The sequence below is a fragment of the Aquitalea denitrificans genome (assembly GCF_009856625.1).
Classification (GTDB): domain Bacteria; phylum Pseudomonadota; class Gammaproteobacteria; order Burkholderiales; family Chromobacteriaceae; genus Aquitalea; species Aquitalea denitrificans.
Window position 1 is genome coordinate 3,256,280 of sequence record NZ_CP047241.1, and the last position, 14,178, is coordinate 3,270,457.

Sequence of the window (14,178 nt, forward strand, 5' to 3'; positions counted from 1 at the left end):
TTGTTGTAAGTTAAAACGCTGGCGGCATTATTCCAATGCCGACAGCTCATGACAAGTAGCTTGGCACAGATAACATCGTTCAGCCCCGGTTTGTGACCATTCCCGCCAATCAGCAGAAGGTCTCCGGGGCTGCCGTCATCAGTCGCCAATACTCATCAGGCTGGCATTACCACCCGCCGCCGTGGTGTTGACGCTGACTGCGCGTTCCACCACCAGACGGTGCAGGTTGTAGCCATCCTTGCCAGCCAGTACCAAGGGAATCAGCGCACCATCGCGCTGCGCCAATTGCTGACGCACCCTGGCAGCATCATTCCCTTCATACAGCACGGCATCCAGCGACGCGGTCAACACATCTTGCGTAAGCTCGACATGGCTACCCAGCGTACTGGCCAGTTGGCGATTGGCCGGCGAATCCGCCAGCACTGCCACATTGCCGGTAGCCATTACGGCCACCAGTTGTTCGGCCAGCATTGCACTGCTGCTGGCCACGCACCCTACCTTGCCGCGTGCGGCAAAGCAGAGCGTGTTCTTTTCACCGGTCGGACCGGGCAGGCTGACCTGATGCGTCAGCGGCGAGGCGCGGCGTGCGGCATCGATGCGTACATTCAGCCCACTCACGCCCAGGCTGTCAGCCACTGCGGCCAGCTTGGACAGACCGGCCAGATTGGCGGCCACTGGCTGCAGCGCCAGTTTCGGCTCCCAGGCGGCGCGGGTCAGACGGTACAGGTAGAACGGGCCACCGGCTTTGGGGCCGGTACCGGACTTGCCTTCACCACCAAACGGCTGCACGCCCACCACCGCGCCCACGATGTTGCGGTTGACGTAGACATTGCCCACTTTGATCTTGTCGACAATGTTGTTGATGGTTTCGTCGATACGGCTGTGGATGCCGTGGGTCAGGCCGTAACCAGTGCTGTTGATCTCGGCGACTACCTTGTCCAGTTGGCTGGCTTCAAAGCGCAGCACATGCAGTACCGGGCCGAATACTTCGCGGGTGAGGTCGGACAGGTTGTCGATTTCAAACAGCGTCGGTGCCACGAAGGTACCCTGCTGGCATTCTGCACTCAGCGGGGTCTGATAGTTCCAGCGGGCACGCGACTTCATCTTGTCGATGTGTGCCAGCAGACCGGCCTGGGCTTCGGCATCAATCACCGGGCCAACGTCGGTATTCAGCTTGGACGGATTACCCACGGTCAACTCGGCCATGGCACCCTTGATCATGGCGATCACCTTGTCGGCGATATCGCTTTGCAGGTACAGCACACGCAGTGCGGAGCAACGTTGGCCGGCAGAGTCGAAGGCCGAACTCAGGACATCGGTCACCACCTGCTCCGGCAGTGCCGAGCTGTCCACGATCATGGCGTTCTGGCCACCGGTTTCGGCCACCAGCACCACATCTTCGCCACGCTTGGCCAAGGTACGGTTGATGATCTGCGCCACTTCGGTGGAGCCGGTGAAAATCACGCCCTGGATGCGCGCATCGCTGGTGAGCGCAGCACCAACCACTTCGCCACGGCCTGGCAGCAATTGCAGCACATCACGCGGTACACCAGCCTCATGCAGCAGGCGCACGGCATAGGCGGCGATCAGGTTGGTCTGCTCGGCTGGCTTGGCCAGCACCGGGTTACCGGCAGCCAACGAGGCGGTCACTTCGCCAATGAAGATGGCCAGCGGGAAGTTCCACGGGCTGATACACACCACCGGCCCCAGCGGCTGGTGGGTGGCGTTGTCGAAATTGGCGACAATCTGCGCGGCATAGTAACGGCAGAAGTCCACCGCTTCACGCACTTCGGCAATGGCATTACTCAGCGTCTTGCCGGCTTCGCGCACAGCCAGGCCCATCAGCGCCGGCATGTGGTCTTCCATCAGGTCGGCCATGCGGTTCAGACAGGCAGCGCGATCAACCACCGGGGTATTGGCCCAACGTGCGGCGGCGGCTTCAGCCAGTTGCAGCGCACGTTCCACGTGCTCCGGCGTAGCTTCAATCACCTGGCCGACGATGTCGGCATGGTCAGCCGGGTTACGCACCGGCTGGCTGTCACCTTCGCTGATATCGGCATCACCCAGCAGGGGGAAGGCAGTCCATTGCTGCTGTTCCGAACCTTGCAGGCCCATTTGCAGCGCAGCCAGCACGTGCTCGCTGGACAGGTCCAGACCCTTGGAATTCTGACGCTCGCTGCCATACAAAGAAACCGGCAGGGCAATCTTGTGATGCGGTAGGCCGGCATGGCTGGCGGCTTCAGCTACCTGATCAGTTACCAGCTCGTCGATGGACACATTCTCGTCCACGATGCGGTTGACGAAGGAACTGTTGGCACCGTTCTCCAGCAGACGGCGTACCAGATAAGCCAGCAGGGTTTCGTGCGAACCCACCGGCGCGTAAATACGGCAAGCCTTGCCCAGATTGTCCTTGCCCACCACTTGGTCGTACAAGGTTTCGCCCATGCCGTGCAGGCACTGGAATTCGTAATCCAGACCCTGACCCAGCTGATAAATGGCAGACAGGCTGTAGGCATTGTGGGTGGCAAACTGCGGGTAGATGGCATCCTGTGCGGCCAGCAGACGCTTGGCACATGCCAGATAGGAAATGTCGGTGTACACCTTGCGGGTATAAACCGGATAGCCCGGCAGGCCATCCACCTGGGCACGCTTGATTTCGGCATCCCAATAGGCGCCCTTCACCAGACGCACCATGAAGCGGTGACCGGAACGGCGTGCCAGATCCACCAGGTAATCGATGATGTAAGGGCAGCGCTTCTGGTAAGCCTGCACCACCAGACCAATACCATTCCAGCCAGCCAGATCCTTGTCGAAGGCCAGCTGTTCCAGCAGGTCCAGCGACAGCTCCATGCGGTCGGCTTCTTCGGCATCGATATTCAGGCCGATATTGTATTGCTTGGCCAGAAGCAGCAGTTCCTTGAGGCGGGCATACAGCTCGGTCATCACGCGTTCACGCTTGGCGCGGCTGTAACGCGGGTGAATGGCGGACAGTTTTACCGAAATACCCGGGCCATCGTAAATGCCACGGCCGGCAGACTCTTTACCGATGGCGTGGATAGCCATCACATAGTCTTTCATGTAGCGCTGGGCATCATCCTCGGTCATGGCGGCTTCACCCAGCATGTCGTAGGAGAAGCGATAGCCGCGTGCTTCGCGCTCGCGGCCATTTTCCAGCGCCTGTTCGATGGTTTCGCCAGTGACGAACTGCTTGCCCAGCATGCGCATGGACATGTCCACGCCTTTGCGGATCAACGGTTCGCCGCCCTTGGCGATCAGACGAGTCATGGCGGCAGACAAGCCCTGCTCGCTATGCGAGGAAACCAGCTTGCCGGTCACCACCAGGCCCCAGGCTGCGGCATTGACGAACAAGGAAGAGCTGTTGCCCAGGTGGGCTTTCCAGTCGCCACGGGAAATTTTGTCGCGGATCAGCTTGTCGGCGGTTTCCTTGTCCGGAATACGCAATAGCGCTTCTGCCAGACACATCAGGGCAATGCCTTCTGCGCTATCCAGCGAGAACTCATGCATCAGGGCATCCACCCCGCTGGAGCGCGTACGCTCGTGCCGCACCTGGCTGACCAGGCGACGCGCCAGGTCCTGAGTGGCGGTCACTTGTGCCGGCAGCAAGGCAGCTTGCGGCAGCAAGGCTTGTACACATTCCTGTTCATCGCGACGGTATGCGGATGTAATGGCATCGCGCAAGGCGCTCTGGTTTAGGGCAAACACCTCGAATTGCATGGAAAACTCCCGATTTTGTTCGCAGCCCGGTTTATACCGGTTAAGATTTGCCTATTGTATACAATTGCGTTTTTCTTTGTTCGACAATATAAAATATTCTTGGAGTATTACGCACGGCCCCTGTGACAGAGCAAGGCAAATCAAGCGACTTGTCCTATTATTTGGCTCATCGCAACAGCCTGCAGCTGTTGCATTGCCACAACGCACTAGCCTGCAGCCGCAGCAAGCGCCATCAAACCACCGCCCTGACAGGCCATTTCCACTTTGTAGTCGAGACAGGATATCCGTGCAGAATATTTTATTGATACTGAATGCCAGTCCCTATGGCAGCGAACGCAGCCTTAGTGCACTGCGACTGACACTGGCTCTTGCCAGCCATGCACAACCCAGCCGCATCAAGCTGTTCTTACTGTCCGATGCCGTCACTACGGCACAAAGCGGCCAGGGCAATACCACCGGCCCCAGCCTCGGTGACATGTTGGCAGAAGCCATTGCACATGGAGCCGCAGTTTATGTTTGTCGCACCTGTGCCGATGCACGCGGGCTGGATCAGGGACGTTTACTCGCCGGGGTCAAGATAGGCAGCATGCCAGAACTTGCCGGCTGGACGCTGGAAGCAGATAAGGTCATCAGCTTCTGAATAAAAAAAGGCCTGCCTCTCGGGGGGGAAGGCAGGCCAAAGGGCAGTTCACATCAAGCAATACATGGTCAGATTGGGCGAATCGACATTTCGGAGCGGACCTCGCGCACTCCCGGCACATTGGCAGCGACCTCCAGCAACTGCCGAATGGTATCCCGGCTGGGGCTTGAACCCTTCAATCGCACCATGCCGGCCTTGACCCAGGGATGCACCACAGCACCAGAGCCATCCGCCAACGGTTTCAATACTTCATTCAATTCCCAAGCAATTTTTTCGTCATCAGACAGATGAGAAACAGCAACATGCTCAGCAATCGGATCAATCGACAGACTTCCCGTTGCTATCGCAGCATGCAAGGGAAGCAACAATAAAAGCAGCAAACCGAAACGTTTAATTTTCATTGCACACCTCGCGACAAGAGCGTTGCCACTGCTATTGCAATTGCCGTGCCAGGTAAAAATACTTCTTACATAACAACAACTTGCAAAATAAAATGGCAAATTTCCCACCTATACAAACCTGAATTTGTCGCATACTGGCGACAAGCCAAAAGCCATAAGCACGCCAATACCATGATTTAAAAGAAAAAACCCCTGTCGTCATCTGGCGACAGGGGCTGACAGGGCAGCGTGAAATCAAAAATCCTTGAATGCCGAAGCCACCAGATCATGCTTTTGCAGCAGGCGGTAAAACTCGGTTCGATTCCGGTCTGCAATGCGCGCGGCAACGCTGGCATTGCCCGCAGTCACCCGCAGCAGCTTTTCCAGATAGTCCCTTTCAAACTGGCGCCGGGCCTCGGCCAGTGTCGGTATGCTGGCCATGCCATCGGACACCGCCTTTTGCACCAGGCTTAATGGTATCAGCCCGGACGTGCTCAACACGCAGCACTGCTCTACCGCATTAGCCAACTGACGGACGTTGCCAGACCAGCGCAAACTGCACAAATGCTCCATGGCATCAGGCGCAAAGCCGGCTACCTCCTTGCCATAGCGCTCGCACAACTGCGCCAGGAAATGCTGAGCCAGCAGCGGAATATCTTCACGGCGATCGCTCAGTGCAGGCAATTGCAAGGCCACCACATTCAGCCGATAAAACAGATCCTCGCGAAACAGGCCGTCACTAATCAGCGACTCCAGATCCCGGTGGGTTGCCGAGATCACACGCACATCCACCGCCACAGACTTGCCGGCACCAACAGGTCTCACTTCCCTCTCCTGCAGCACGCGCAGCAACTTGACCTGCAAGGCCAGCGGCATGTCGCCGATTTCATCCAGAAACAGTGTTCCGCCATCAGCCTGGGCAATCAACCCCTGATGCCGCGTTGCAGCCCCGGTGAATGCGCCCTTTTCATGGCCAAACAACTCGCTTTCGAGCAAATTATCAGGAATCGCCGCGCAATTGACTGCGATGAACGGACCGTTCGCCCGTGGACTGGCACGATGCAATGCCCGCGCCAGTACTTCCTTGCCGGTGCCACTTTCGCCACGAATCAATACGCTGGCATCTGTTACCGCAATCAGCCGTGCTTCGGCCAGCAACTCATCCATCAAAGGACTGCAACTGACCACTTCCTCACGCCAGGCATCCTGTTCATCGAGTGCAATAGCAGGGGCCGACAACAGTAAAGCCTGCTCCACCTTACCCAGCAGGGCTGCACTATCAAACGGCTTGACCAGGTAGCCAAATACACCACGGCTAACTGCATCGACAGCATCCGGCACTGTACCGTGAGCAGTAAGCATGATCACCGGCATCGATGGATAGCTCTTTTTCACCAACTCGAACAACTCCATGCCGTTCAAACCAGGCAAGCGCCAATCAGTAAGCAGCACATCAGCCCGGCGCACCGCCAGCGCACTCAGGGCTGCTTCAGCAGATGCTGCCTTGTCAACCAGATAGCCCGCAGCTTCAAGGCGTAAACTAAGCAGCCGCAACAGATCTGCATCGTCATCAACCAGTAATACCCGTCCACTACGCATCATGGCTGTATCTTCTTCTTGCTGGCCTTATTGACCATGGATTGTTCGATCTGACGCAAAGCATCCAGCTTGGCAGTCAGCTCATCGGCACGTCGCTGCTGCTCAGCCAGTTGGACACTGCTTCTTTGCAGTGCATCTTCATGCCGCCTGCGCTCATTCAACTGGCTTGCCAACAATATGGACAAGCCGGACAAGCCCTCTGCCGGCTCTTGCCGCAGCTGGGCATTTGCCATTTCCAGCTGTAATCGCATTGCTTCGAACCTGGGTTCACCATTGAGCAACTGCTGTGCCACATAACGCAATCGGTCGCCGGCACATGCATCTCTCGGCAAAGTCACAGCCTCCCGGCCACGGCGTACACCGCTCAATACTGCATCAGCGTCCGGACAGTTGCGTAGTACATATTTTCCAGTTGAAGGGTTTGCCGCATCCCGCGCAGGTCGCCCAGTCATCGCCACACACCCTGACAACATGCCCAGCAACAGCAAGGCACAGATATTTTTACGCATCATGCAAGTACTCACCCAAAACCTTATGGCCACCAGACACACAAATGTGCGCCACGCACAGCCGGTAATGACTCGACATCACCACCCATTAATTGAGCAAAGGTTTTCACCATGGTAAGCCCTATGCCACTACCGGGCACTTCACCCACAGGAGCCGGCCCGGTATAAAAGGGCTGAAAGACAAGCGTGTGATTCTGTGCAGGAATTCCCGGCCCCTGATCAATGACAGATACCCATGTCCGGTCTGAATTCCTGCCAATATTCACAGAAATAACACCATTAACAGGTGAAAACCGTATGGCGTTAGAAAGAAGATTATCGATAATGGTTCGGAATTTTTCCTGATCGACCTGCACCAGCAAAGCGACCTGGGACAACTCCAGTCTGATGCGCTTTTGTTGCAACAAGGGCCGCATGGCTTCGGCTGCCAGCGCTATCAGGGCTTGCAGATCATGCAGCTGCATGGCAAGTGGCCGCTCCAGCCAGTTAGCCGCATCATGCAGCAAAAGCGCATCGACACGCTGGCGTAGCAGCCGGGTATTGGACAGCGTAATGGCCACGATTTCCTGCTGAGAAGCCAGCAATGGGCCGGGAATCTGGTCCTGCAGCAATGAGGAAGCCTCCTGAATTGCCGCCAACGGTGTTTTCAGTTCATGCGAAACATGACGAAAAAAATCAGCCTTATCCTCCTCCAGCCGAGCAAGACGCCGATCAAGCTCTCCCAGTGCGGTCGCCAGCTGGACAATATCCGCAGGGGCAGACATCGCCCACTCCTGGCCTCGCTGACCTTGCGCCAGCGCAGCAATCTTGCTGCGCAGCTGCTGTAATGGCCTAACCAGCATCCAGGCCAGTAGCAAGCCAGAAACCACAGCAAGGCACAAGGATAAAATCGCAACCCGGTCAGCTTGCTGACGCTTTGCACGCAGGCTGCTATCCCATTGCAGTCTTTTGAACTCTGCCAGCTGCCTGATATGGGTCTCAAGCTCACTCCCCAGACTGGCCAAAGCCTCATACTGGCGTGACCACTCTGCCGCAGGATGATCTGCACCATCAAGCAGGCGCTGTGACAGCGCGCACCATCGTACCAGATTTCGCCCCAGCACCTGCAGACCGCTGTCATCCATGTGTTTAAGGCGCTCCGCCAGTTGCCTTAACCCTGATAGAGCCTCCTGTCCTGCGTGAGAATAGCTTTCCTCATGCAAAACACTCCATTGCCGTGTTGCCCGCTCGAACAGTTCTCCCTGACTGGAAAATGCACGCATGGACTCCGACAACAGCTGCGATTGTTGCTGGCTTTGGTCTACCTGCTCAGTCAATTGCTGTAGATGCCACCAGGTTTGTACCAGAGCCAACGAAGGAATCAGCGTCACCACAAACAGGCTGGCCACCAACAAAGTTTTAAAAGATAGATGGCGCAATATCATGAGGAACCCATCGCCAAAGAAATACTGCATTGTCTGTCATGATGATTACGCTTCACAAATCAAACAGGCTTAGACAGAGTGATTGATTAAAGAGCAATCTGGAATGCACAAAGCCCAGCTCGATTGAGCTGGGCTTCTGTATGGGGAGTCTGGCGGTGTCCTACTTTCACATGGCGAATGCCACACTATCATCGGCGCTAAGGCGTTTCACGGTCCTGTTCGGGATGGGAAGGCGTGGGACCACCTCGCTATGGCCACCAGACATAAACTGTCAACAAACTTGAAGAAGCCTTGTGGGGAGTAGAGAGTCGGGAGTAGAGAGTTGTCTCTGCCCGCTCTTGTCCTGCTCTCCGTTTCGGGGGTAGTTCGTCAGTTGCAGGGGTTTACTCCCCACTCCCACCTCTCTACTCCCGCCTTAATTAGTCTTGGATCTTTGATCGCGTCGCACATGCACTATCCGTCAGCCCGGTTTCCCAAGCCACTCAAATGATAGGATCAAGCCTCACGAGCAATTAGTATCGGTTAGCTTAACGCCTCACAGCGCTTCCACACCCGACCTATCAACGTCCTGGTCTCGAACGACTCTTCAGGAGGGTCTAGCCCTCAGGGAAGTCTCATCTTCAGGCGAGTTTCGCGCTTAGATGCTTTCAGCGCTTATCTCTTCCGAACTTAGCTACCCGGCAATGCCACTGGCGTGACAACCGGTACACCAGAGGTTCGTCCACTCCGGTCCTCTCGTACTAGGAGCAGCCCCCGTCAAACTTCCAACGCCCACTGCAGATAGGGACCAAACTGTCTCACGACGTTTTGAACCCAGCTCACGTACCACTTTAAATGGCGAACAGCCATACCCTTGGGACCGGCTACAGCCCCAGGATGTGATGAGCCGACATCGAGGTGCCAAACACCGCCGTCGATGTGAACTCTTGGGCGGTATCAGCCTGTTATCCCCGGAGTACCTTTTATCCGTTGAGCGATGGCCCTTCCATTCAGAACCACCGGATCACTATGTCCTGCTTTCGCACCTGCTCGACTTGTCGGTCTCGCAGTTAAGCTACCTTTTGCCATTGCACTATCAGCACGATTTCCGACCGTACCTAGGTAACCTTCGAACTCCTCCGTTACACTTTGGGAGGAGACCGCCCCAGTCAAACTGCCTACCATGCACTGTCCCCGATCCGGATAACGGACCAAGGTTAGAACCTCAAAGGGGTCAGGGTGGTATTTCAAGGTCGGCTCCACCAGAACTAGCGTCCTGGCTTCAAAGCCTCCCACCTATCCTACACAAACCACTTCAAAGTCCAATGCAAAGCTACAGTAAAGGTTCACGGGGTCTTTCCGTCTAGCAGCGGGGAGATTGCATCTTCACAAACACTTCAACTTCGCTGAGTCTCAGGAGGAGACAGTGTGGCCATCGTTACGCCATTCGTGCGGGTCGGAACTTACCCGACAAGGAATTTCGCTACCTTAGGACCGTTATAGTTACGGCCGCCGTTTACTGGGGCTTCGATCAAGAGCTTGCACCCCATCACTTAACCTTCCAGCACCGGGCAGGCGTCACACCCTATACGTCCACTTTCGTGTTGGCAGAGTGCTGTGTTTTTGATAAACAGTCGCAGCCACCGATTCTCTGCGACCTCTCCAAGCTCCATCCGCAAGGGATTTCACCTAAAGAGGCATACCTTCTCCCGAAGTTACGGTATCAATTTGCCGAGTTCCTTCTCCTGAGTTCTCTCAAGCGCCTTAGAATTCTCATCCTGCCCACCTGTGTCGGTTTGCGGTACGGTTCTTGTGTAGCTGAAGCTTAGTGGCTTTTCCTGGAAGCGTGGTATCAGTCACTTCAGGTCCGTAGACCCTCGTTATCACTTCTCGGTGTTGAATGAAAGGGCGGATTTGCCTACCCTAACCACCTACCAGCTTGAACGACCTATTCCAACAGGCCGCTGACCTAACCTTCTCCGTCCCCACATCGCACTACACAAAAGTACGGGAATTTTAACCCGTTTCCCATCGACTACGCTTTTCAGCCTCGCCTTAGGGGCCGACTCACCCTACGCCGATGAACGTTGCGTAGGAAACCTTGGGCTTTCGGCGAGCGGGCTTTTCACCCGCTTTATCGCTACTCATGTCAGCATTCGCACTTCTGATATCTCCAGCATCCCTTTCGAGACACCTTCACAGACCTACAGAACGCTCCCCTACCATCTGCACTTACGTGCAAATCCGCAGCTTCGGTTATCAGTTTGAGCCCCGTTACATCTTCCGCGCAGGACGACTCGACCAGTGAGCTATTACGCTTTCTTTAAATGATGGCTGCTTCTAAGCCAACATCCTGGCTGTCTGGGCCTTCCCACTTCGTTTACCACTTAACTGATCATTTGGGACCTTAGCTGGCGGTCTGGGTTGTTTCCCTCTTGACGATGGACGTTAGCACCCACCGTCTGTCTCCCATGCTCGCACTTTCCGGTATTCAGAGTTTGCCATGGTTTGGTAAATCGCAATGACCCCCTAGCCATAACAGTGCTTTACCCCCGGAAGTGATACATGAGGCACTACCTAAATAGTTTTCGGGGAGAACCAGCTATCTCCGAGTTTGTTTAGCCTTTCACCCCTATCCACAGCTCATCCCCTAGTTTTGCAACACTAGTGGGTTCGGACCTCCAGTGCGTGTTACCGCACCTTCATCCTGGCCATGGATAGATCACTCGGTTTCGGGTCTACGCCCAGCAACTAAAGCGCCCTATTCGGACTCGGTTTCCCTACGCCTCCCCTATGCGGTTAAGCTTGCTACTGAACGTAAGTCGCTGACCCATTATACAAAAGGTACGCAGTCACCCCTTGCGAGGCTCCCACTGTTTGTATGCATCCGGTTTCAGGTTCTATTTCACTCCCCTCCCGGGGTTCTTTTCGCCTTTCCCTCACGGTACTGGTTCACTATCGGTCGATCACGAGTATTTAGCCTTGGAGGATGGTCCCCCCATCTTCAAACAGGATTTCGCGTGTCCCGCCCTACTTTTCGTATGCTTAGTACCAAGAATGAAATTTCGTGTACGGGGCTATCACCCACTATGGCGGCAGTTTCCAATGCCTTCCACTATCTCAATCTCTATCACATACAGGCTATTCCGCGTTCGCTCGCCACTACTGACGGAATCTCGGTTGATTTCTTTTCCTCGAGTTACTTAGATGTTTCAGTTCACTCGGTTCGCTTCCACAGACCTATGTATTCAGTCTGGGATACCCTTGCGGGTGGGTTTCCCCATTCGGATATCGCGGGATCAAAGCTCTATTGCCAGCTCCCCCGCGCTTTTCGCAGGCTTACACGTCCTTCATCGCCTGTGATCGCCAAGGCATCCACCAGATGCACTTAGTCGCTTGACCCTATCATTTCAGTAACCTAGATTACCAATCCGACAGAATTGTGTTTGTGCGACATGTCACACCGCCCCTTTTGATATGGCGACATGACATTAGATACAATCAAATTCCCAAGATGACGATTTGTCCTGCATGCAGAGTTAACTCCATGCATTTCATTTCGCCGTCTAATTAATTCGGCTTCTTCAGTTTGTTAAAGATCGGGCATTGTAAAAACAACGCAAACAGAAATTCACGCAGCAATAAAATGCTGTGTGCGCTTTTGTTTGCACTGTAAGAATGGTGGAGGATGACGGGATCGAACCGACGACCCCCTGCTTGCAAAGCAGGTGCTCTCCCAACTGAGCTAATCCCCCAAACTGGTGGGTCTGGTAGGACTCGAACCTACGACCCCTGCGTTATCAACACAGTGCTCTAACCAGCTGAGCTACAAACCCAGTTACTACCCTTAAATCATGAATAACCGATAGGCTGTGAGTACTTGACAATCGCCTTCTCTAGAAAGGAGGTGATCCAGCCGCAGGTTCCCCTACGGCTACCTTGTTACGACTTCACCCCAGTCATGAATCCCACCGTGGTAAGCGGCCTCCTTACGGTTAGCCTACCCACTTCTGGTGAAACTCACTCCCATGGTGTGACGGGCGGTGTGTACAAGACCCGGGAACGTATTCACCGCAGCATGCTGATCTGCGATTACTAGCGATTCCGACTTCACGCACTCGAGTTGCAGAGTGCGATCCGGACTACGATCGGTTTTATGAGATTGGCTCCACCTCGCGGCTTGGCTACCCTCTGTACCGACCATTGTATGACGTGTGAAGCCCTGGTCATAAGGGCCATGAGGACTTGACGTCATCCCCACCTTCCTCCGGTTTGTCACCGGCAGTCCCATTAGAGTGCTCAACTAAATGGTAGCAACTAATGGCAAGGGTTGCGCTCGTTGCGGGACTTAACCCAACATCTCACGACACGAGCTGACGACAGCCATGCAGCACCTGTGTTACGGCTCCCTTTCGGGCACCAAGCCATCTCTGGCAAGTTCCGTACATGTCAAGACCAGGTAAGGTTTTTCGCGTTGCATCGAATTAATCCACATCATCCACCGCTTGTGCGGGTCCCCGTCAATTCCTTTGAGTTTTAACCTTGCGGCCGTACTCCCCAGGCGGTCAACTTCTCGCGTTAGCTACGCTACCAAGGATTCAAACCCCCAACAGCTAGTTGACATCGTTTAGGGCGTGGACTACCAGGGTATCTAATCCTGTTTGCTCCCCACGCTTTCGTGCATGAGCGTCAGTGTCATCCCAGGGGGCTGCCTTCGCCATCGGTATTCCTCCGCATCTCTACGCATTTCACTGCTACACGCGGAATTCTACCCCCCTCTGACGCACTCTAGCCGTGCAGTCTCCAATGCAGTTCCCAGGTTGAGCCCGGGGCTTTCACATCAGACTTACACAACCGCCTGCGCACGCTTTACGCCCAGTAATTCCGATTAACGCTTGCACCCTACGTATTACCGCGGCTGCTGGCACGTAGTTAGCCGGTGCTTATTCTTCAGGTACTGTCATCCCCCAAGGGTATTAACCTTAGGGATTTCCTCCCTGACAAAAGTCCTTTACAACCCGAAGGCCTTCTTCAGACACGCGGCATGGCTGGATCAGGCTTGCGCCCATTGTCCAAAATTCCCCACTGCTGCCTCCCGTAGGAGTCTGGGCCGTGTCTCAGTCCCAGTGTGGCGGATCATCCTCTCAGACCCGCTACTGATCGATGCCTTGGTGAGCCTTTACCTCACCAACTAGCTAATCAGACGTCGGCCGCTCGAATAGCGCAAGGTCTTGCGATCCCCTGCTTTCCTTCTCAAAGCGTATGCGGTATTAGCTATCCTTTCGGATAGTTATCCCCCACTACTCGGCACGTTCCGACGCATTACTCACCCGTTCGCCACTCGTCAGCGGAGCAAGCTCCCTGTTACCGTTCGACTTGCATGTGTAAAGCATGCCGCCAGCGTTCAATCTGAGCCAGGATCAAACTCTTCAGTTCAATCTCATAGCAAATTTTCTGGCACGCAAGATCAAAGAAAATAACAAGTATTTCTTGTCTTGCAGTGCAAGTATTTGGCTTTCGCCAAGCACTCACACCTATCGGTTATTCTGTTTTTTAAAGAGCGGTGCAGGTCGCTGCGTTTCGTTTCCGTCGCTGCGTTGTCTGCTGAGGAGGCGAACTATACCGCCACGCCCACCCCTCGTCAACACTTTGTGCGAAGAAATCTGCAGATTCTGCCAACATCCCGTCCTGCGGCACGCTAAGTAACTGAACAGTAATGCTTTATGAAATACGGGTTTTATTACAGCCTTGCGGCAATTGCACTGCAGCAGGCTGATTGTTATTTGCTCCGGTGGTGAAAAAGAGCGAGAAAGGGGGCTGGCTGGCGCAAAAAGCTGGTTTCCCCGCCGACACCGGCAGCAAAAAGCCCGGCGGGGCCGGGCTTTTTGCAGAGCCAGCTCTTACTCATGCAG

The 14,178-nt window shown here is 55.0% G+C and carries 6 protein-coding genes, 2 tRNA genes and 3 rRNA genes; 1 reads left to right on the plus strand and 10 read right to left on the minus strand.

The window, feature by feature from the left end; translation table 11 throughout:
- Nucleotides 1–138: 138 nt before the first annotated feature.
- Nucleotides 139–3,735: a trifunctional transcriptional regulator/proline dehydrogenase/L-glutamate gamma-semialdehyde dehydrogenase gene (gene putA, locus GSR16_RS14795; protein WP_159878690.1), complete on the minus strand. Its 3,597-nt coding sequence runs from the start codon at nucleotides 3,733–3,735 to the stop codon at nucleotides 139–141.
- Between the two features lie 286 nt (nucleotides 3,736–4,021).
- Here putA and GSR16_RS14800 point away from each other — a divergent pair, with 286 nt between their 5' ends.
- Nucleotides 4,022–4,375, plus strand: coding sequence for a DsrE/DsrF/TusD sulfur relay family protein (locus GSR16_RS14800; protein WP_159878692.1), 354 nt, complete (start codon nucleotides 4,022–4,024; stop codon nucleotides 4,373–4,375).
- A 68-nt stretch (nucleotides 4,376–4,443) separates the two neighbouring features.
- Here GSR16_RS14800 and GSR16_RS14805 read toward each other — a convergent pair whose 3' ends face one another.
- From GSR16_RS14805 to GSR16_RS14845, 9 genes are all read right to left on the minus strand, one after another.
- Nucleotides 4,444–4,776: a BON domain-containing protein gene (locus GSR16_RS14805; protein WP_159878694.1), complete on the minus strand. Its 333-nt coding sequence runs from the start codon at nucleotides 4,774–4,776 to the stop codon at nucleotides 4,444–4,446.
- 234 nt (nucleotides 4,777–5,010) lie between these two features.
- On the minus strand, nucleotides 5,011–6,357 hold the full coding sequence (locus GSR16_RS14810) for a sigma 54-interacting transcriptional regulator (protein ID WP_159878696.1): 1,347 nt from the start codon (nucleotides 6,355–6,357) through the stop codon (nucleotides 5,011–5,013).
- Nucleotides 6,354–6,905, minus strand: a complete 552-nt coding sequence (locus GSR16_RS14815; RefSeq protein WP_159878698.1) for a hypothetical protein — start codon at nucleotides 6,903–6,905, stop codon at nucleotides 6,354–6,356. Before GSR16_RS14815 ends, GSR16_RS14810 begins: the two co-directional genes overlap by 4 nt.
- On the minus strand, nucleotides 6,887–8,317 hold the full coding sequence (locus GSR16_RS14820) for a sensor histidine kinase (RefSeq protein ID WP_159878700.1): 1,431 nt from the start codon (nucleotides 8,315–8,317) through the stop codon (nucleotides 6,887–6,889). The genes GSR16_RS14815 and GSR16_RS14820 overlap by 19 nt, the downstream gene beginning before the upstream one ends.
- A gap of 117 nt (nucleotides 8,318–8,434) precedes the next feature.
- A 5S ribosomal RNA gene (gene rrf, locus GSR16_RS14825) occupies nucleotides 8,435–8,549 on the minus strand.
- A gap of 229 nt (nucleotides 8,550–8,778) precedes the next feature.
- Nucleotides 8,779–11,668, minus strand: a 23S ribosomal RNA gene (locus GSR16_RS14830).
- Nucleotides 11,669–11,945: 277 nt separating this feature from the next.
- Nucleotides 11,946–12,021: transfer RNA gene (locus tag GSR16_RS14835), tRNA-Ala, on the minus strand.
- Between the two features lie 4 nt (nucleotides 12,022–12,025).
- Nucleotides 12,026–12,102 (minus strand) — tRNA-Ile (locus GSR16_RS14840).
- A 64-nt stretch (nucleotides 12,103–12,166) separates the two neighbouring features.
- A 16S ribosomal RNA gene (locus GSR16_RS14845) occupies nucleotides 12,167–13,702 on the minus strand.
- Together the 16S, 23S and 5S rRNA genes with 2 tRNA genes alongside form the textbook arrangement of a ribosomal RNA operon.
- Between the last annotated feature and the right edge of the window lie 476 nt (nucleotides 13,703–14,178).

Excerpts from the sequence above, each read along its gene's own strand:
- putA (WP_159878690.1), bottom strand. The coding sequence starts at position 3,735 with ATGCAATTCGAGGTGTTTGCCCTAAACCAGAGCGCCTTGCGCGATGCC.
- GSR16_RS14820 (WP_159878700.1), bottom strand. The coding sequence starts at position 8,317 with ATGCAGTATTTCTTTGGCGATGGGTTCCTCATGATATTGCGCCATCTA.
- GSR16_RS14805 (WP_159878694.1), bottom strand. The coding sequence starts at position 4,776 with ATGAAAATTAAACGTTTCGGTTTGCTGCTTTTATTGTTGCTTCCCTTG.
- GSR16_RS14810 (WP_159878696.1), bottom strand. The coding sequence starts at position 6,357 with ATGATGCGTAGTGGACGGGTATTACTGGTTGATGACGATGCAGATCTG.